Below are 19,631 nucleotides of genomic sequence, written 5' to 3' on the forward strand. Positions count from 1 at the left end.
TTGCCCACGTGTTACTCACCCGTCCGCCGCTAATCCGTTCCCCGAAGGGAACTTCATCGCTCGACTTGCATGTGTTAGGCACGCCGCCAGCGTTCGTCCTGAGCCAGGATCAAACTCTCAATTTAAAGTTCAATCTCAAACTCAAATTCACTGACTTTATGATTTATCATCATCATCTCTGTTTAATTTTCAAAGACCAATTTGTTTGCCGCTTCAAGCGACTTAATTATTATATCATTTAACTTTTTTCTTGTCAACATTTTTTAAACTTTTTTCTCAACTTTTTAAGTTTGTTTTAAACTTATAAGTTATTTTTAAAGTTTGTTTTCTGTTGAACTGTTTCGCCGCGTTTCAGCGACGTGTTTTATAATATCACGTATATATGACTGTTTTCACTATATTTTTATGTATTTAGCCACATTATTCTATTATTCCTCTTTTTTAATCTGTTTTTTGGCGTATTTCTTATATAGACACGCTCGGAGAAGTTTTTATATGTTCCATGCGTATATATTGATTATTTTGTAATTTATGCTAATATTTATTTATATAATTAACTATAATTTGAAAATAAGTAATAGCTAATAAGTAAGTAACTGAACTTTCGCATATAAATTTTAAGTTCTACACTATACAAGATAAGAAGTAATAGGTAAAACGTAAAGAGTATTACTTACAAATTAATTATAAAAAACTCTTAGAGTTTTATCCTTAACTTTTACTTCTTAGCTATTACCTATTACTTAACTGCAAATCTTATATTTTTATTATATAACTGCGAAAGTTGAATTATTTAACTAAATGAAGTAGTTATATCTTTTCTTTAGGGCTTTAAAAATCTTTTATTGGCGATAGCCAGATTAAGTACGTAGGCATGATTGAGATTTATATATAAGAATATTTAACTTTAATTGTTGGATAAATAGGAACTTGTAGATACGGTAAAATTTAAGTAAGAAGTAAAAGTGAAAAAGTCAGAAGTCTAGCACTTAAAAAGTTTTTTTGGCGTAAGCCAGCTGATTTACAATAAAAGATTTATTTTAGTTTTATAAAATTTTTAAGAGGAGGTGAGTTGTTGCAATAATTCTATAAAAATATAATGATTATCCTAGAAAAAATATTAAATTACTTGAATTATAAAAATTCTCTGGAATGACTTGCATTGATCAAGAAATTAAACTCCTCTATATATTTTATGGATTATTGACAACGATATTTTTAATGAATTTAATTAAAAAATATAACCATTGGATCTTTTCCTTAAGCAAACCTAAATATATTATTTTACTGTTTCTAAGCTGCATACTAGAAACCTTAGCCCTAGCAGTTTTACCTTCAATAATAGACAATAACTATAGCAACATATCTATTAAGTGTATTGTAATTTTCACAGTTATTCTTATTATTAATTTTCCCACACACTTATACTCCTATAAACAGAGCTCTAACCTTCAGATGGAGTTTTTACTCCATCTGAAGGTTAGAGATCGTTATCCAGGGACGTAGCTGCCGTTATCTCCCACTTTGTTAGAAGTGGGAGTGTTACGGCAGGTAGTCATCGGATAAAAAATATCATGAAAATAATTTAAAAGAAAAGCAGTAAGTACTTCACGGCTCTTACTGCTTTTCTTTTATTTTTTTATTTTATGAATGCTTTTTTATTTATAACCAATTTAATTAACTTTTAGTAACTATTTTTTCTATGCTATTTTAAGTCTATCTTTTTCTCTAAAAGATAAGAGCTAGATACAAAGAATATTACAAATAGAACTATATCATATATACTGCTCGCAATATTTATAGTAGCAACTTTTAATGGCATAAATATTTCATTTAATCCCGCAATATTATTCACAATATTGCTTGATTCTATAACCATATGATCTGTAATTCCCTTAGAGCTTATATATATTGATTTAGGAAATACCTTTCCTATTTTAGTGCCTAAATAACCAATGCCAACTAATATAGCTATAAAAATAACTCCTGACATAAATTTTCCTAGTTTTACATTTAAATTAGCCACTCTTGGCAATATAGTGCATAAATGTAGTAATAAAATAAATGAAGCCATAGAAAAAATTGCGCTAACTATATTTATTAAAACTACTGGCCAATATATCTTATCACTAAAAGACATGTTACTTATGCCCATAATACCTGTAGCTTTTTTCATACACAACATAAAAAATACAGCAATTATTATTGAATTTACAAGAGCCCATATTAGATAAACCAATACTTTAGAGGCTATTATCTGTCTTCCTTTAACTGGTAGAGTAAATGTTAAATAAGCTCTTTCTTCATATAACTCCTTTTCAAAGTCACCAGCGCAAAATATCAAAACAATTAATGCTGATGCAAAACACACTAATAAAACAAGCATTGAATTCAGTGGCAAATTATCTTCATTCATTTTAAATAATATAACTATATTTAAGATAATTGTTATTATGAACAGTATGGAAAACTTCTTATATCCGCCCTTTAAATCATATTTCATTAATTTTCCCATTATATATACCTCCCTGGATGATTAAATATTATAAGTTTAATCTTTTTCGCTAAACAGCTAATTTTATTCCCCAAATATATCTCTATATAACTCATCTATAGACTTTTCTTTTTCCATTCTAAGCTCTTCTGCATTGCCATAAAGAGCTATTTGCCCATCCTTTAAAAATGCTACATCTTCAAAAACTCTCTCTATGTCTCTAACCAAGTGAGTTGTTATTATCATAGAACTTTCTTCATTGCAATTGCTTATAATGGCATCAAGTATTTGCTCTCTAGCCACTGGGTCAACCCCTCCCAATGGTTCATCTAATATATAAAGTTTTGCCTTTCTAGATAAAACCAAAGTAAGACTTAGCTTTTCATACATTCCTTTAGACAATTCCTTTACGCTCATATTTCTTTCTAGCTTCATAAACTTTAAAAGTTCATCAGCTCTATTTTCATCAAAATCCTCGTAAAAATCCTTAAATAATTCTATTGCATCATTTATTTTCATCCACTTATACAAATGAGTTTTATCTGGCAAGTAAGAAACTATTGCCTTAGAATTTACTCCTGGAATTTCTCCATTTATTGTTATTTCTCCTGAAGATTGTCTTAATATACCTGCTGCTATTTTCATAAAAGTTGTTTTTCCGCTACCATTTGGTCCTAAAAGCCCTACTATTTTACCCTTTGGTATATTTAAATCTACATCCTTCAATGCTGTCTTAGTGAAATAATTTTTGGTTAGATTTTTACAACTTAAAATATACTCCATTTACTTTTCCTCCCCTTGAATCTTTTCTGAAACTATGCATTTAATATCTTCTAATTTAAATCCTAATTCCTTCATTTCTTTAAAGAAAAACTCTATAACTTCATTAGCCATTTCTTTTCTTAAGCTATTAATTTTATTTTCATCTTCTGTAACAAAAGATCCAGTACCTCTTTGGGTAAAGGTAAGCCCCTCCTTATCCAGTTCCCCATATGCTCTCTGAACAGTATTTGGATTAACTTTTAAAATGGAGGATAACTCTCTTACAGATGGCAATTTATCTCCTCTTTTTAATTCTGAAGATATTATTTGCTTTTTAATAATATTTGCCACTTGCATGTAGATTGGAAGCTTCTCATCAAATTTTTCAATCATCTCTATTTATCGCCACCTTCATATTTTTACTTAAAATTCAATATCAATATTGATGTATTACTGTGTTACTAATATAATACACCAGTACAATCTAAATGTAAACCCTTTTTTATAAATATTTATATCCTTATCCATGTATTTACTTTTCAGCTTATAGTTGTACAATATAATTAATATATTCAACTTTCGCAGTTATAAAATAAAAATATAAAATTTAAAATGAAAAATAAAGCTTTTTTAGAAATTAACTATAACTTGAAATTTGCAGGTAAGTAATAGGTAATAGCCAAGAAGTAAGAGTTCAGGATAAAACTCAAGGAGTTTTTTATAATTAATTTGTAAGTAACAGGTAATAAGTAATAGTTGTGATGAAAATTCAGCCTTTATGAATTTTTTCAAGGGTTCTTACTTTTTACCTCTTACTTGGTCTAACTTACAAATTCCTATTTTACATTCTAAATTTTAAATTAAGAACGTTTATTCATCTAATGTGCACTTAAAATTTATATGCGAAAGTTGAGTTAATATACTAATGGAGGAAAAATAATGAGTAGAAAAATTGTATCATTGCTTATAATAATAATTTTGTCTTTAAATTTAATAGGTTGTACTAAAAATACAACTTCTGAGAAAGCCTACAAAAAATACTTAAGTAAAAATGCTACATCCTTAGATTTAAAGGATAATGATGATTTCTCTTCTTTTACACTCTTAGATAAGGATACTAAAAATGATGAAATATTTTTAGTAGGAGAATCTCATAATATAAAAACTAATTATGATATAAAGTGGAAACTCCTAAAATATTTCAAAGATAAGACCGACTTCAAATATTTATTACTTGAAGATACTTATGTCAATTCCTTATATCTAAATAGATATCTTCAAACTGGTGATGAAAGTTATTTAAAAAAAGTATACATGCCTAATAAAGAGGACTATGAATTTTGGTATAAATTGTACAAGTATAATTCTCAATTAGAGAAAAATGATAAAATCATAGCTGTTGGCATAGATATAACCTCCCCTAGTACATCTAATGACTATTTAATTAGCGTATTGGAAAGCAAAAAACTATCTGAACCTTTAAATAAACACCTAGATTTACTAAAAAGTATAAAAGAGCAATTGAATGCATTTAATGATAATAACTCCAGCAATGAAGAATTTATTAATATTAATAAACTTAAATATATTAAAGAGAAAATTAATATTACTACTACAGAAATATATAAAAATGAACAAAGTTATAAAAATATTCTTGGAAAAGACTCATTTAATTTTTTTATGGCATTAAATGCCTTAAGGCAAGGCTTTGACATATTTGATACAACTAAAAAGTATAAGAACTTAATGGATATGCAAACTGAAGCTCATCGACTTAGAAGAGACTCCGCCATGTATGAAAATTTCAAAAACGTTTATAATCATTTACCAGAAGGGAAATGGTTTGGTGATTTTGGATTGCACCATGTTTTTCAGCACCCTATTGTAGTAAATGATCCCAACGATACATTAGGAGATTTAAATACAAAGTGGTTTTCATCCTATATTAATTCAGGAGATTTGCGGATTAAAAATAAGGTTCTCAGTATTTCACTACTTTATGATGATTGTATTTCAGCATATAGTGGGATAATATCATCCTATAAAAAAGGCCAACCTATTGATCAGCACTTGAAGTCTAATTGCACTTTAGTTAAACTCAATGGAAAAAAATCACCTTATGCTGAAAACTTACAATGGAATTTTGTAGATACTGCTATAGGACGCCCTAAAAGTGGAGTAACTACAGACTATTTTCAGTATGTAATTGTAGTTAAAAATGGACAGGCTAGTACCCCAGTAGATAATTGATATTTTACTTATGATATTTATCATTATTTAAATTAGCTTTTTCAGCTATAACTCAGCTAAAAATAAGAAGATATATATAACCCATACTTTATATACAAATGTTCAATGGACAATTGGGGTGAACTTACCCCAGACACACAGATACGAGGTTTTACGGGCTGAATTATAAAATTCTAAGTTTTAGTTGGTTTTTCTCAACTAAAACTTAGAATTTTTTATTAGAAACTATTATTATAGAATTTTATTACACTCATGTCCCATTTTAAAATAAACTGGGAATTTTGTTTATCTATTTTTGAAATGCAACCTTTAAAGCTTCATAATTACACTTTATAGTATACTCAAGTTCTTCATCACCATGGGCAGCTGATAAGAACATAGCTTCAAATTGTGCTGGTGGAAGAAGTATTCCCCTATCTAACATTTCTTTAAAGTATACAGCATATTTTTCTGTATCACATTTCATAACTTCTTGGAAATTGTCAAAAGGCCCTTCTGCTAAGAATAAACAAAGCATTGCCTTAAATCTAACCACTGTTGCCTTTATTCCTAGTTTTTTAATATTTTCATTTATTCCTTTTTCAAGCTTTATAGCCTTTTGTTCTAACTCATCATATATGTGCTTATTGTTCTTTAATATATTTAAGTTTTTATATCCCATATGCATAGCTAGTGGATTTCCAGATAAAGTTCCTGCTTGATACACAGGGCCTACTGGTGATACCATTTCCATTATTTCTTTCTTTCCGCCGTAAGCACCTACTGGAAGACCAGCTCCTATTATTTTTCCAAAGCAAGTCATGTCTGGCTCTATACCATAAACTTCTTGTGCTCCGCCAAAGGCAATTCTAAAGCCTGTTATTACTTCGTCAAATATTAAAACTGCTCCGTATTCTTTAGTTATATCTCTTAAGCCTTGTAGAAATTCTTTCTTTCCTGGAACTACTCCCATGTTTCCCCCTACAGGTTCTACTATAACTGCAGCTATATCATCACCGTATTTTTGAAATACTTCTTTTACACTTTCCATATCATTGTATCTGCAAACTAAAGTGTCTTTTACCGTATCTGCAGGCACTCCTGGACTTGTAGGCACCCCAAAAGTTATAGTACCTGAACCTGATTTAACTAAAAGAGCATCTGAATGTCCATGATAACAGCCTTCAAATTTAACAATCTTGTTTCTATTTGTATATCCTCTAGCAACTCTTAAAGCGCTCATAGTAGCCTCTGTTCCTGAGTTAACCATTCTTACCATGTCAACAGATGGATAAGCTTCTACTATAAATTTAGCCATTTTAACTTCTATTTCTGTAGGCACTCCAAAGCTTGTTCCCTTACTAACCACCTCTTCAATGCCTTCTAGTAATTCCTCATTGCTATGTCCAAGCATTAAAGGTCCCCAAGAGCATATATAATCTATATATTCATTTCCATCCACATCTTTAATCTTGCATCCCTTACCTTTTTCTATAAATATAGGATTTAATCCTACAGATCTAAATGCTCTAACTGGACTGTTAACTCCACCAGGTATGTATTTTTGAGCTTCTTCAAAAAGCTTTTCTGAATTACAATGTTTCACTTTATTCACCTTCCCCTTTCAACTATAATTTAAAATTTAGAATGTACAATGTAGGTTGAAATTTCTAAGGAATTTCTTAAATTTATAACTACTAAAGTTGAATTATTTCTTCTTTATTTTTTATCTTTGCTCATTTCTTTTGCCACATATTTAGCAAAATAAGTTATGATAATATCTGCTCCTGCTCTCTTTATAGAAACCAAAGATTCCATAATGGCAGATTCATTTAAAAGACCGTTATCCACTGCCATTTTAATCATAGAATATTCTCCACTTACATTGTACGCTGCTATTGGCATATTAAAGGTATCCTTAACTTTTCTTATAACATCAAGGTATGGAAGTGCTGGTTTCACCATAACTATGTCAGCTCCCTCTTCTATATCAAGCTCCACTTCTCTTACAGCTTCATTTATATTAGCAGGATCCATTTGATAAGCCTTTCTGTCTCCAAAAGATGGTGCTGAATCTGCAGCATCTCTAAATGGGCCATAGAAAGCTGAAGCGTATTTTGCACTGTAAGCCATTATTGGAATATTAACATATCCAGCCTTATCAAGAGCTTCTCTCATGTATCCAACTCTACCATCCATCATATCTGATGGTGCCACCATGTCTGCCCCTGCTAAAGCATGACTCACTGCTATCTTCCCAAGGTACTCTAAAGTCTTATCATTGTCCACATATCCGTCCTCTGTTAAAATACCGCAGTGTCCATGACATGTATATTCACACATGCAAATATCAGTTATTATATACATCTTAGGGAAATTAGCCTTTATTGCTCTAACAGCCTTTTGTATTATTCCATTTTCATCATAAGCATCACTGCCGCACTCATCCTTATGCTCTGGAATTCCAAATAGCAATATAGATTTTATACCTAATTCCTGAAGTTCTTTAACTTCCTCTAATAACTTATCTATAGAAAATCTATAATTATCTGGCATAGATTTAATTTCTTCTTTAATATTTTCTCCCTCTACCACAAACAAAGGATAAACAAGATCCTCAATGTTTACTTTAGTTTCTCTTACTATACTTCTTATAGTTTCATTTATTCTAAGTCTTCTAGGTCTCTTTACAATGTTCATTTGAAATTCCTCCTAATTTAAAATCTTCAATGTTATTCCTAAACTACTCTCTCCCCCTCAGTTATAGTTGAGAATTGACAATTGAAAGCTACAACAACTAGCCCTCTAGCCCTCTGACACCCTAGCCCACTAATATTGGTCCCCTGACACCCTAGCCCACTAATACTGGCACGCTAGCAAACTAGCCAACTAGTAAACTAACTACTAATCCACTAATAGTATATTCCTCCGCTTCTCTATAAACCCTAAGTCCAAATTCCTCTATGGTTTTAGATGTAATAGGTCCTATAGACATAAGCTTCACTTTATCTAATAAACTTAAATTTTCCTCACCTAATATTTTAACTAAGTTTTTAACGGTAGAAGAGCTAGTAAATGTTATATAGTCTATTTTATCATTCTTTAAAAGTTTTATTATTTCTTCCTTATTTCCCTCTCCTACTATAGTATCATATATTTTAACTTCTTTAACAATACATAATTTGCTTAACTTTTCCACCAATATTTCTCTAGCTTCACTGGCTCTTGGAATAAGAATCTTATCTTCCTTAGTTATAACTTTTTCAAGCTCCTTAACTAACTCCTCTGCCACAAACTTCTCTGGAACTATATCCGCTCTAAGTCCGTATTTGGCAAGTTCTTTAGCTGTAGAAGATCCTATAGCTACTATTTTAGTATTTCCAAAAACTCTGCTATCAAAGCCTAAATCCATAAGCCTTTTAAAGAATATATTTACTCCATTTATACTTGTAAATACCACATAAGAATATTCCTTTAACCCTCTTATACTATTATCCATTTCTTCATTAGGAGTTATCTCTTCTATTTTTATGGTTGGAAACTCTATAACATTAGCACCTAACCCCTTTAGTTCATCTACTAATTTGCTGCTTTGAGTTCTTGCCCTAGTAACCACTATGTTTTTACTGAATAAAGGCTTTTTCTCAAAGAAATTCAGCTTATCTCTTAAACCAACTACACCACCAACAACTATAAGACTAGGCGGCTTTATTCCTTCCCTTTGCACTACTTCATATATATTTTCTAATGTTCCTGTCACTACCTTTTGCTCTGGTCTTGTAGCCCAGTTTATTATGGCAACTGGTGTATCCTTGCATTTACCCTCTTTTATTAAGTTATTGCATATATTTTGTAAATTAGCCATACCCATTAAAAACACAAGTGTTCCATCTAACTTAGCTAGTGCCTCCCAGTTTAATTCCTTATCCTCTTCTTTTAAATGTCCTGTTATAACGTGAAAAGATGATGCATAATCTCTATGAGTTATAGGTATACCTGCATAACAAAGCCCTCCAATGGCAGATGTTATGCCTGGAACTACTTCAAAATCCACACCTTTTTCTAAAAGAAATTCCCCTTCTTCTCCACCTCTTCCAAATACATAAGGGTCTCCCCCTTTAAGTCTTGCAACAATTTTACCCTTTAAAGCTTCTTCTGCTATAATTTCATTTATTTCATCTTGGGTTTTAGTATGATTTTTAGACTCCTTACCTACATATATAAATTCACAATTATCCTTAGTTTCCTTTAGAAAACTATCATTAGCAAGTCTATCATAAACCACTACATCAGCATTTTTAATACAGTTAAACCCCTTTAGAGTAAGTAATTCATAATCCCCAGGTCCTGCACCTATTAAGTATACCTTACCTTTCACTTTTCCCCATCTCCTCTCTAATTTCTTCCGCCAAATTAAATCCCAATTTTCTAGCGTCTTCTTTTTTTCCTTTTACAGTTTTTCTAACCATTGCACTTCCATCTTCTAAGCCAAACAATCCCTCTAAACTAATTTCTTCTCCATTTACTGTACACAAAGCGCCTACTGGTATGTGGCAACTTCCATCTATAGCCTCTAAAAATCCTCTTTCAGCCTCCGCTTGAATTTTACTTTCCTCATGATGAATAGGCTTTAATAGCTCTTCTATTCTATGGTCATTTTCTCTTATTTCTATGGCAAGAATTCCTTGGGCTGGTGCTGGAAGTATTATATCTTCATCTACATAAAAAACTTTATTATTTATTTTATTCTCCATACCCAATCTATTTATACCAGCTGCAGCCAAAACCACTCCATGAAGATTTTCTTCTTCAATTTTTCTTATTCTAGTATCAATGTTTCCCCTTATAGGCACTATATCTAAATCTGGTCTATACTTTAAAAGCTGATATTTTCTCCTCTTACTGCCTGTACCGATTTTAGCTCCCTGTGGCAATTCCTTCAAAGAATTATATCCTTCTTTAAGAATTATTACATCTCTAAAGTCTTCCCTCTCTGGCACATAAGAAAACTTAAGCCCCTGTGGAACTACTGAAGGCATATCCTTCATACTGTGAATAGCTATATCTATTTTCCCTTCTAAAAGCTCCTGCTCTATTTCCTTAACAAATAGCCCTTTATCACCTATTTTATCTAAAGCTACATTTTGAATTTTATCTCCCTTTGTCTTTATAACCTTAAGCTCCACTTCCACATTAGGATTAGCATTTTTTATCCTATCTATAACCCAATTAGTTTGCGTAAGCGCTAATTTACTGCCCCTAGACCCCACAATTACTTTCATTCTCCTAAAATCTCCCTTCAAAAATTAGAATATTAAGTATCAAATAATAAATATCAAATATCAAAGATAAATCTTTTATTCCTAGTTCCGAAAACCTTAATTAAATTACAATAACTCAAATTTTCCCAAATAAACAGAGCTCTTAGCTTCAGATGGAGTTTTTACTCCAACTGAAGGTTAGAGATCGTTATCCAGGGACGTAGCTGCAGTTATCTCCCACTTTGTTAGAAGTGGGAGTGTTACGGCAGGTAGTCATCGGATAAAGTGTTTATATCTATAGGGATTTTTTTAATTCTTTATAAAATTCCCTAAGCTCTTTTAAATTCAAATTAACTAGATTATTTAAAATAATTTTCTTCTCTTTATTATCATTACAACTTTCTAAAATATGTTTTCTTACTTCTCCTAATAACTTAACGTATTCTTCATACTGCTCGTCATAGGTTTCTTCTAGTTCTTTTCTTATTTTACCACAAAGGGACGGACTATTACCCAATGTAGACACTGAAATTAAAAGTTCGCCTCTCTTTACTGTAGAGGGTACTATACAACTTGACTCTTCTATATCATCAACTACATTACAAAGTATGTTTTTTTCAACACAAAAAGATGCTATTTTACTATTTACCTCCTTTGAATCAGTTGAGGCCACTACTAAAAAAGCATCTACTATATATTCACTTTTATAATTATCTTTAATTAAATGAAGTTTTTCTGCATAAGCTTCCTTTAAAAGGCAAAAATCCTCCTGAAAGCTAGGCGCAACCACATAAACTTTAGCTCCATACTCTAAAAATTTCTTACTTTTTCTAAGGGACACATATCCTCCACCAATTAATACAACCTTTTTATTATTCAAATCTATCATAAGTGGATAAAACATATCTCTTCTCCTTAAAAATCAAATAATTTATTCACCATATCTATATAAGTATCCATATGTTCAGTTTCTTTTATGTCTTTAAGATTTTTTATAGGTTCTCTTATAACCCTTTTTAAAGCAGAGCCTAGCATTTTCTCTATTATTTTCTGTTCTCTGCAATCTAAATCTAATTTTCTGTTTATATAATCTAAAGTGTCTTGTTGAATTTCACTACATCTGTCATTTAAAGACTTTATAACAGGATCCACTTTTACCTTCTCAAGCCACTCCATAAACTCTTCCACATCCTCTTTTATTATTTCCAAAGCTTCCTCAGCTAATTCTTCTCTTCTTATTAAATTTTCCTCTGAGGTTTTCTTTAAGTCGTCTATATCATAAAGATGTATATTTTTAATTTCCTCTACCTTTTGCTCCACATCTCTTGGAAGTGCCAAATCCATTATATAAAGTTCTTTTTTAATATCTTCCATATCCTTTTTAGTAAATATTATATGGGGAGCTGAAGTAGCTGTTATAACAATATCTACATGTTTTAAAGCAGAATATCTATCTTCATATTTTATAGCTTTAAGCTCTGGAAACTCAAAACATAAATCCTTTAACTTCCCATGAGTTCTATTTGTTATATAAATTTCCTCTAAACCTTCCTCTTTTAAATACTTCAAGCTTAGACTACTTATCTTTCCTGCGCCTACTATAAGAGCTTTTTTACCATTTAATGATTTTAGCTGCTCTTTTAAAAGTTTAATTCCTATATAACTAGTGGAAAGAGGTATTTCAGATATCTTAAGTCTGCACTTTATATCTTTAGCAGCAGTTATAGCTTCCCTAAAAAGTTTATTTAATATTTTTTTACTGCCGCCAACTTCCATAGAAAAATCTAAAGCATCTCTAACTTGTCCTAAAATTTGATCCTCTCCTAATACCACTGAATCCATGCCTGATGCCACCATATAAACATGATTTATAGCTTCTTTACCTTTTTTCACAAATAAATAGTCATGTATATTATTTATATGGAAAAATTCCTTATAGAATTTTTCTACATCTTTTATTCCTTCATTTATCTTTTTACTACATATGTATATTTCACTTCTATTACAAGTGGATAAAATTACTGCCTCATTAATGCGTCCATCCAATAAATAATTTATACCTTCTATTTTTTTAGTTTCAGTAAAAGAAACCTTTTCCCTAACTTCTATAGGAGTAGTATTGTGGTTAACTCCTACTACCGCTATTTCCATATTGTTCCCTCCAATATTTATAGAAACTTTCCTCATTTTTAAACAAAGGCACATTTAAATTTTTGTGAAGCTTCACAAGCCAAGGCTGATTTAACCCAGCTTCATTAAGAAGCTCCTCCTTTGTAAATACTTCCTCTACGCTACCTTCGCCTACTACTTTTCCCTTACTAAGCACATAAACATAATCACATATGTCATATATGGAATCCATGTTATGACTTGATATAACTATCTTCTTTCCATCTGCGCTTAATTTATGAATTATTTCTGTGACACTTTTAGTCATCAATGGGTCTAATCCTGCAGTAGGTTCATCAAGTAATATTATATCACTATTCATAGCTAAAACACCTGCCATAGCTACTCTTTTTTTCTGACCATAACTTAAAAAATGTACCGGTTTTTCCTTAAATTCGTAAGCACCAGTTTTTCTTAATGCCTGCTCAACCCTCTCTTTTACTATGTCTTCAGGAAAGTCTAAATTTCTAAGGGCAAATGCCACATCATCATACACATTAGAATAAAATATTTGTTTATCCGGATCTTGAAAAACTATACTCACCTTTTGTCTAAATTCTCTTAAAAACTTTTTATTATATTGAATTTTTTCATCTTCATATAACACCGAGCCCTTTTTAGGTTTTAATATTCCTATTATGTTCAAAAAAAGTGTTGACTTTCCGCAACCATTAGCCCCTATTATGCCTATCCTATTTCCTTTATTCATATCTATATTAATATTATTTAAAGCTACCGTTCCATCCTCATACACATAAGTTAAATTTTCCGTTCTAAGCATATTTCTTCACCTTCTTTTATTCATTACCCTTTATGTTTAAATAACATAATCAACTTTCGCACATAAACTTGAAGCCCTATATTAAATAAATATTTTCAATTTAAAATTCAGTATGTTAAATGTTAAATGGATGTTGAAATTCCAAAAGAATTTCATAAACTTAAATTTATGAAAACTCATAAAGGAGTTTTATCCTTCATTCTAAATTTTGAATTTTTAATTTCAAATTTTACTTTTTACATCTTGAATTCTCCGTCATAAAGTTTACTCTCTAATGATATAATTAATTCTTCATGTTTTTGCATAACCCTTACAAATAAAGATCTTATCAAAAGTGAAAGAGATTTATAAGAATTTTTTCTATTGTTGTACCCAAATCTCATTTCTTGGGCAGTATGTATTTCTTTACATTCTTCTAAAAATATAAATATAAATCTATAAATCAATATTAAAAGTTCAATAAATACCTTAGGCAATCTAAACCTTTTAAAAACCACTATAAGTTGATTCATAGGTATAGTTAATGCCATAAAATATGTAGAAGCTACACACGCCATAGCCCTAAAGAATACATGCCTACAGGTTATAATTCCTTCTCTTGTTATGCCTATGTAATTTTTTGACAGTGGTAATGCCCATAAAAACAATTCTCTCTTAGGAGAACAGGATATTAAAATAGTTATAAGACTTATAATTAAAAAAGCTATAGGAATACAAAGGAGTTTGATATATTTTTTCAAAGGAATTCCTGCAACCCCTACTGTTAATAACAGTAGAAATAGAAAAATACCCAGATTGAATCTATAATCCCTAATATTTAGGGCTAAAATTAGTATTCCTATGGCAAAAAAGAATTTTGCCATAGGATTAAAATCTCTCAATCTATTGGTATATGCATATTTATCTATCAGAAGCACTTTTTTTCTTTCCTTTAAAATAACCTAATGTATATCCTATAACCCCTGCACCTATAGCTCCTTGTACACAGAAAAGTAAGCTTTCTATTTCTCCACTTGGTGGTTCCCAAATGCTTTCAAACCATGGTTCATATCCTGGATTTACTTCCGTTATAGCACCTTCTGCCTGATCATCAGCACCTGCAAATTCAGCTCCACTCTTGTATATTAAAGGCGTTATAATAAGTGCTAATGTTATTAAAAGCAAAATTATATTTTTCTTCTTTGTTGAAGTACCAGTATTAGTTGATGCTTTCATCTTTTAACACCCCTTCACGTTTATAATCTAAAAGTAGGTTGTAAACTACAGTAGTTAAAAGTCCCTCTGCTATAGCTAAAGGTATTTGAGTTACTGCAAATATTCCTAAGAATTTTACAAGTGAAGCTCCTATGCCTCCTGATGTGGCTGGAAAAGCTATAGATAACTGAGTAGCTGTAACCACATATGTAGCTAAATCTCCTAAAGCCGCTGCGAAAAATACACAAGTTGATGTCTTAACATTATTTTTCTTTAAAAGTTTAAATATTGCATAAGATACTAAAGGTCCTACTATTGCCATAGAAAATGTGTTTGCACCTAATGTAGTTAGTCCACCATGAGCAAGTAATAATGATTGAAATAGTAAAACTATTATTCCTAGTACACTCATAACTGTAGGTCCAAATAAAATTGCTCCAAGTCCTACTCCTGTTGGATGTGAACAACTTCCTGTAACTGAAGGTATTTTTAAAGCAGATAGTACAAAAACAAATCCTCCAGCTAAAGCAATTAAAATCTTTTTATCAGGCTGCTCTTTAAATATCTTGTTTAAGTTCTTAATTCCCATTACTAAGAATGGTATTGTAACTATAGCCCAGAAAATACACCATTTTGCTGGCAAAAATCCTTCCATTATGTGCATAGCTTGTACAGTGGAAGGCGTAATAATTGCCATTAGTGCAAAGGCTGCAGCCAATTTAAATTTTTCTTTACGCATTTTGTATCCCCCTCTTAATTTTTTTATATTTATTTTTAAATAAATCATGTGATTTAAATATAAAACAAAACTATTAACTATACTTAATAATTAAGGTAGGAAGATACATAGAAATAAAAATCCCTAACCAAAAGGTTAGGGAATCTTCTCTTATAATCATCTATTTAACAGAATTACTCCATTAAATTTAATCAATAAATTATAAGTAGTCACTTCCCACCGAAGGCACACTTTAAAATTTTAGGCAGGTCTCCTGACTTGAGTTCTCTCTACTTGTTGGCCTTCCCGTATAATACAGTGGCATAGTCAACTTTCGTCCCTCTTACAGTAGCGGGGGCTGCATTGGATTTTCACCAATTTCCCTTTTAATACTAATAACCTAAATTTTTCTTTTCAATTTTACAATATAACAATACCACAAAAAGTCAAAATATTCAATAGTATATAAAAGTTTCCCTAAGCCTTCATATTAAAACTCATAAAGTACTGAACACATAGCTACACCTGCTCCTACAGAACAAAATACCGCCTTAGATCCTCTAGGTATATCCTTGTCCCTAATAGCATGATGAAAAGCTACTATTGGACTAGTTGTGCCAGTATACCCATACTTATCTCCAATATAAGTAAATTTATCTTGGTAATCATCTATATTTAAATACTTGGCAGTCTCAATAATAAATTGCTTTGAATATTGTGATAACAAGAAAAGTTTTATATCCTCAATTGTAAAGTGAAACTTTTGTGAAAAATATGTAATGGCATTTGCCCATTCAGGGGCAAAAAAATCTAAATGAAAGCCTCTCCATTTTTGTTTTTTTTCATATTCATCTACATCGTTACTTCTAGCTTTAGTCATTCCACAAGCTGGAGACATTATTGTATCATAATATTTAGAAACAGTGGTGTATTTTGAATCTAATACTCCTCTAAGAGTATCCTCCTCTTTAACTTCTAATATAAGAGCAGCTCCAGCATCCCCTGAAGCGGGATATGTATACTTACAATCTTCTCTTGCTATTGAGGAAACATATAGTCCACCACATACCAAACAGTATTTTACATTGTCATTAGTCTTCATCATTCTGGCAGCCTGATCTAGAGCAACAACCATTCCTACACAGTTCGAATTTAAATCATATACTATATGTGCATTGGTAGCCTTTAATTCTTTATTTATTATCAATGCATTAGATGGGGTTAAATATTCTGGAGTATCTGATGAAAATATTATCATATCCAATTGTTCCGGCGATATATGGGCACTTTTTAGTGCGCCCCTAGAGGCTTCTAATGCCATAGTTAATGCATTTTCTTTATTGTTATCGATTATATACCTATATTTTCTCCCCAAATTATCTAGAAGTTCCCTTATGTCTATATCCTTACTGTCAAAATGTTTAATAAAAAATTCATTTCCTACTCTTTTTTTTGGGTGATATACCCCTGTACCTATGATATTTACATTTCTAAATCCCATATATGTCACTCCCATTCGTCTATTATAAAAACTATTTATTTATAATTTAAATACTATATTAAATTATACTAAATTTATCTTTCAAAAATATATTATCAACTTTTTCAATATTATTCAATAAATATATTATTTTTTCATAATTAGCTATTATAGTGTAAAAAGTATTCAATTTCTCACTAACTTATACGATAATACTATTAGTTTCATACTAATACTATTTACATAGAAAGGGTGTTAATCATTGAAAGACGAAAAAACTATAATTTCTTATCAGAAGGATACATTAAAATTTGTATTGCTAATTTATTCTTTTAGTTGCATACTGTCCCTAATTTTTTTTACAACCTTAAAGAAACTTGGAATAAACCAGCAACTACAATGGTCTGCACTAATTAAACTGGGTATATTAACATTTATAGAAATATTTATTTTATTTTCAATGTACAAATTTGCCCTAAGAGATGGTGTGTTAATACAGAAAAATTTTAGATTATTAAAAATTGTGATACTTATAATCACCTATGTGCACTATTTGTATTTAAACTTTTCAGTTCCATCTAAAGAATTGTGGTGGGTAATATTTTATTTTGTAATACTAGGGGCATTATTTTTAGACTTAAAAATGTTAGCAACTTCAATAATTATGGCAATAATAAGCGTGTCAATTGTTTCAAATTTTAATTCTTCAATTCTCCCAGAAGGAAATCTACGTACTTCAGAATTGTTTATAAGAGGAATAATTGTTATATTAACTTTATTAGGTATTTATGCCTTCGCATATTTTGCCTCTAACCTACTAAAAAAAGTGGATGCGAATGAAAATGAATTGACTACTGAACGTAATAACATGAGGACTATAATAGAAGAATCTTCTGATTTCTCAAGAACCATACTTGAATCCAGTAATATTTTATCTGATATTGCACAGCAAGAAAGCGTTTCTATTCAAAATATAGCTAATACTGGATATACTCTAACTGAGGATTCAGAAAACATATTAGATAAAACTTCAAAAAATATATTAATATTAAATGATTTTCTTCAAAAAACAAGAAATATTTCCTCTAATATAAGTAACACTAGTGAAACATCATCAGAACTCATTGAAATTTCTAATGAAAATCAGGAGTCACTAAATAAAACATTACGTATAATACAGGAAATTGCTTCAAGTATAGATGTAACTTTAAACTCTACAAATATACTTCAACAAAAATCTATGGAAGTGGATAATATACTATTAATTATTAGAAGTATTTCAGAACAGACTAACTTGCTAGCATTAAATGCTTCAATAGAAGCTGCAAGAGCAGGAGAATTAGGACGGGGCTTTGCTGTTGTAGCAGAAGAAATAAGAAAGCTAGCTGAAAATACTAAAGATTCCCTTGAAGATGTAGAAAAAATTATAAGTGAATTAAAAATACATATTAAAGAAGTAGAAGAATACATGATAAGTAACGATGATAAAATCAAGAATGGTAATAATATATTAAATACTACTGTAAACAGCCTTAATAGTATGATAGAACAATTAAAATTAACTAATAAGGACATACATACTATAGACCAATTCACAAAATCTATGGTATCTGAAACAAATAATGTTGTAAATTTCAATAAAGACATATCAGACATAACTGAAAATGTAATAAATAAATTTAAATCTATATCCGAATCAGTAACTGAAACAGCTGCAACTAGTGAAGAATTAGCTAGTAATGCAGAAAATCTGAAAAATGTTGCTCATAAAATTAACGATATCATAAAAATGTAATAACCAATATAATATATAAAGTTTATATGGCCTCCCTTTGGTAATTTAAAAGTACCCTTGCCAAAAGGAGGTTATTTTGTTGTTCTCAATGCATACTAATTTCCCACTTTATTTTATAAACCTTATATATTCCTACTATTTTATATAAAAATTGCAAAAAATAAAAAACCCTTAGATAAATCTAAGGGTTTTGGTGGCTGGACCAGGAATCGAACCAGGGACACGAGGATTTTCAGTCCTCTGCTCTACCGACTGAGCTATCCAGCCAAATGACCTGGCGACGACCTACTCTCCCACAGGGCTTCCCCTGCAGTACCATCGGCGCTTTGAAGCTTAACCGTCCTGTTCGGAATGGGAAGGGGTGTTACCTTCAAGCCATAATCACCAGATTCTTTGTAATTATTAGGTACTAGGTCCTAGGTGCTAGGTGCTAGTTTGCTAGTTTAGGCTGCTGCGCAGCTTTATTTAGGTACTAGGTTCTAGGTTCTAGAATAAAAGAACTTTTTTGTTCTTTCAAAATTGCACAGTGTGGAAAATCTTTTAATTGTCAATTGTCAACTGTCAATTGACAATTATCTTTTGATCAAGCCCTCGACTTATTAGTATCGGTCAGCTGAACATGTTACCATGCTTACACCTCCGACCTATCAACCTGGTAGTCTTCCAGGAGTCTTACTAGCTTACGCTATGGGAAATCTAATCTTGAGGTGGACTTCACGCTTAGATGCTTTCAGCGTTTATTCCTTCC

At 30.7% G+C, this 19,631-nt stretch carries 16 protein-coding genes, 1 tRNA gene, 3 rRNA genes and 1 riboswitch; of the genes, 2 read left to right on the forward strand and 18 right to left on the reverse strand.

The features are described 5' to 3' along the window. The 4 genes from FGK85_RS11330 to FGK85_RS11345 all read right to left on the reverse strand — a co-directional run. Nucleotides 1-125: ribosomal RNA gene (locus FGK85_RS11330) — 16S ribosomal RNA — on the reverse strand; the annotation flags it as partial. Nucleotides 126-1,705: 1,580 nt separating this feature from the next. Then, nucleotides 1,706-2,515 (reverse strand): hypothetical protein, encoded by an 810-nt coding sequence (locus FGK85_RS11335; RefSeq protein WP_138206706.1) that lies wholly within the window; start codon nt 2,513-2,515, stop codon nt 1,706-1,708. Between the two features lie 63 nt (nt 2,516-2,578). Beyond that, nucleotides 2,579-3,277 carry an ABC transporter ATP-binding protein gene (locus FGK85_RS11340; RefSeq protein ID WP_138206708.1) on the reverse strand — a complete coding sequence of 233 codons (699 nt, stop codon included), beginning with the start codon at nt 3,275-3,277 and terminating at the stop codon, nt 2,579-2,581. After that, the gene (locus FGK85_RS11345) at nt 3,278-3,649 is read right to left on the reverse strand and encodes a GntR family transcriptional regulator (RefSeq protein ID WP_138206710.1); all 372 of its coding nucleotides are present in this window, start codon (nt 3,647-3,649) and stop codon (nt 3,278-3,280) included. Nucleotides 3,650-4,195: 546 nt separating this feature from the next. Between FGK85_RS11345 and FGK85_RS11350 the strand changes: the two genes are divergently transcribed. Beyond that, nucleotides 4,196-5,506, forward strand: coding sequence for an erythromycin esterase family protein (locus tag FGK85_RS11350; protein ID WP_138206712.1), 1,311 nt, complete (start codon nt 4,196-4,198; stop codon nt 5,504-5,506). A gap of 289 nt (nt 5,507-5,795) precedes the next feature. Here the strand turns inward: FGK85_RS11350 and hemL are convergent, their stop codons facing one another. The 11 genes from hemL to FGK85_RS11405 all read right to left on the reverse strand — a co-directional run bounded on the left by hemL (nt 5,796) and on the right by FGK85_RS11405 (nt 17,109). After that, entirely contained in the window at nt 5,796-7,091 is a 1,296-nt protein-coding gene (gene hemL / locus FGK85_RS11355; RefSeq protein ID WP_396276541.1) for a glutamate-1-semialdehyde 2,1-aminomutase, read from the reverse strand. Nucleotides 7,092-7,204: 113 nt separating this feature from the next. Then, nucleotides 7,205-8,185 (reverse strand): porphobilinogen synthase, encoded by a 981-nt coding sequence (gene hemB, locus FGK85_RS11360; protein ID WP_138206716.1) that lies wholly within the window; start codon nt 8,183-8,185, stop codon nt 7,205-7,207. 181 nt (nt 8,186-8,366) lie between these two features. Then, nucleotides 8,367-9,863 carry a uroporphyrinogen-III C-methyltransferase gene (cobA, locus tag FGK85_RS11365; RefSeq protein ID WP_138206718.1) on the reverse strand — a complete coding sequence of 499 codons (1,497 nt, stop codon included), beginning with the start codon at nt 9,861-9,863 and terminating at the stop codon, nt 8,367-8,369. Continuing rightward, entirely contained in the window at nt 9,853-10,767 is a 915-nt protein-coding gene (gene hemC, locus FGK85_RS11370) for a hydroxymethylbilane synthase (RefSeq protein ID WP_138206719.1), read from the reverse strand. The genes cobA and hemC overlap by 11 nt, the downstream gene beginning before the upstream one ends. A 274-nt stretch (nt 10,768-11,041) precedes the next feature. Then, the gene (locus FGK85_RS11375) at nt 11,042-11,650 is read right to left on the reverse strand and encodes a precorrin-2 dehydrogenase/sirohydrochlorin ferrochelatase family protein (protein ID WP_138206721.1); all 609 of its coding nucleotides are present in this window, start codon (nt 11,648-11,650) and stop codon (nt 11,042-11,044) included. 11 nt (nt 11,651-11,661) lie between these two features. Next, nucleotides 11,662-12,897: a glutamyl-tRNA reductase gene (gene hemA, locus FGK85_RS11380; RefSeq protein ID WP_138206723.1), complete on the reverse strand. Its 1,236-nt coding sequence runs from the start codon at nt 12,895-12,897 to the stop codon at nt 11,662-11,664. Continuing rightward, a complete protein-coding gene (locus FGK85_RS11385; RefSeq protein WP_138206726.1) occupies nt 12,872-13,696 on the reverse strand; it encodes an energy-coupling factor ABC transporter ATP-binding protein in 825 nt (274 codons plus the stop codon). Before FGK85_RS11385 ends, hemA begins: the two co-directional genes overlap by 26 nt. Before the next feature lie 236 nt (nt 13,697-13,932). Then, nucleotides 13,933-14,613 carry a cobalt ECF transporter T component CbiQ gene (cbiQ, locus tag FGK85_RS11390; RefSeq protein ID WP_138206728.1) on the reverse strand — a complete coding sequence of 227 codons (681 nt, stop codon included), beginning with the start codon at nt 14,611-14,613 and terminating at the stop codon, nt 13,933-13,935. Beyond that, nucleotides 14,597-14,911 (reverse strand): energy-coupling factor ABC transporter substrate-binding protein, encoded by a 315-nt coding sequence (locus FGK85_RS11395; RefSeq protein ID WP_138206730.1) that lies wholly within the window; start codon nt 14,909-14,911, stop codon nt 14,597-14,599. Before FGK85_RS11395 ends, cbiQ begins: the two co-directional genes overlap by 17 nt. Then, entirely contained in the window at nt 14,895-15,629 is a 735-nt protein-coding gene (locus FGK85_RS11400) for an energy-coupling factor ABC transporter permease (protein ID WP_138206732.1), read from the reverse strand. Before FGK85_RS11400 ends, FGK85_RS11395 begins: the two co-directional genes overlap by 17 nt. A 226-nt stretch (nt 15,630-15,855) precedes the next feature. Further along, nucleotides 15,856-16,027, reverse strand: a riboswitch (cobalamin riboswitch). A gap of 71 nt (nt 16,028-16,098) precedes the next feature. Further along, nucleotides 16,099-17,109, reverse strand: a complete 1,011-nt coding sequence (locus FGK85_RS11405; protein WP_171011402.1) for a ketoacyl-ACP synthase III — start codon at nt 17,107-17,109, stop codon at nt 16,099-16,101. 241 nt (nt 17,110-17,350) lie between these two features. Between FGK85_RS11405 and FGK85_RS11410 the strand changes: the two genes are divergently transcribed. Further along, entirely contained in the window at nt 17,351-18,883 is a 1,533-nt protein-coding gene (locus FGK85_RS11410) for a methyl-accepting chemotaxis protein (RefSeq protein ID WP_138206736.1), read from the forward strand. 191 nt (nt 18,884-19,074) lie between these two features. Here FGK85_RS11410 and FGK85_RS11415 read toward each other — a convergent pair. The 3 genes from FGK85_RS11415 to FGK85_RS11425 form a co-directional block, all read right to left on the reverse strand. After that, a tRNA-Phe gene (locus FGK85_RS11415) sits at nt 19,075-19,150 on the reverse strand. Between the two features lie 5 nt (nt 19,151-19,155). After that, nucleotides 19,156-19,272: ribosomal RNA gene (gene rrf, locus FGK85_RS11420) — 5S ribosomal RNA — on the reverse strand. A gap of 190 nt (nt 19,273-19,462) precedes the next feature. Continuing rightward, a 23S ribosomal RNA gene (locus FGK85_RS11425) occupies nt 19,463-19,631 on the reverse strand; the annotation flags it as partial.

This window comes from Haloimpatiens lingqiaonensis (assembly GCF_901447495.1).
Classification (GTDB): domain Bacteria; phylum Bacillota; class Clostridia; order Clostridiales; family Clostridiaceae; genus Haloimpatiens; species Haloimpatiens lingqiaonensis.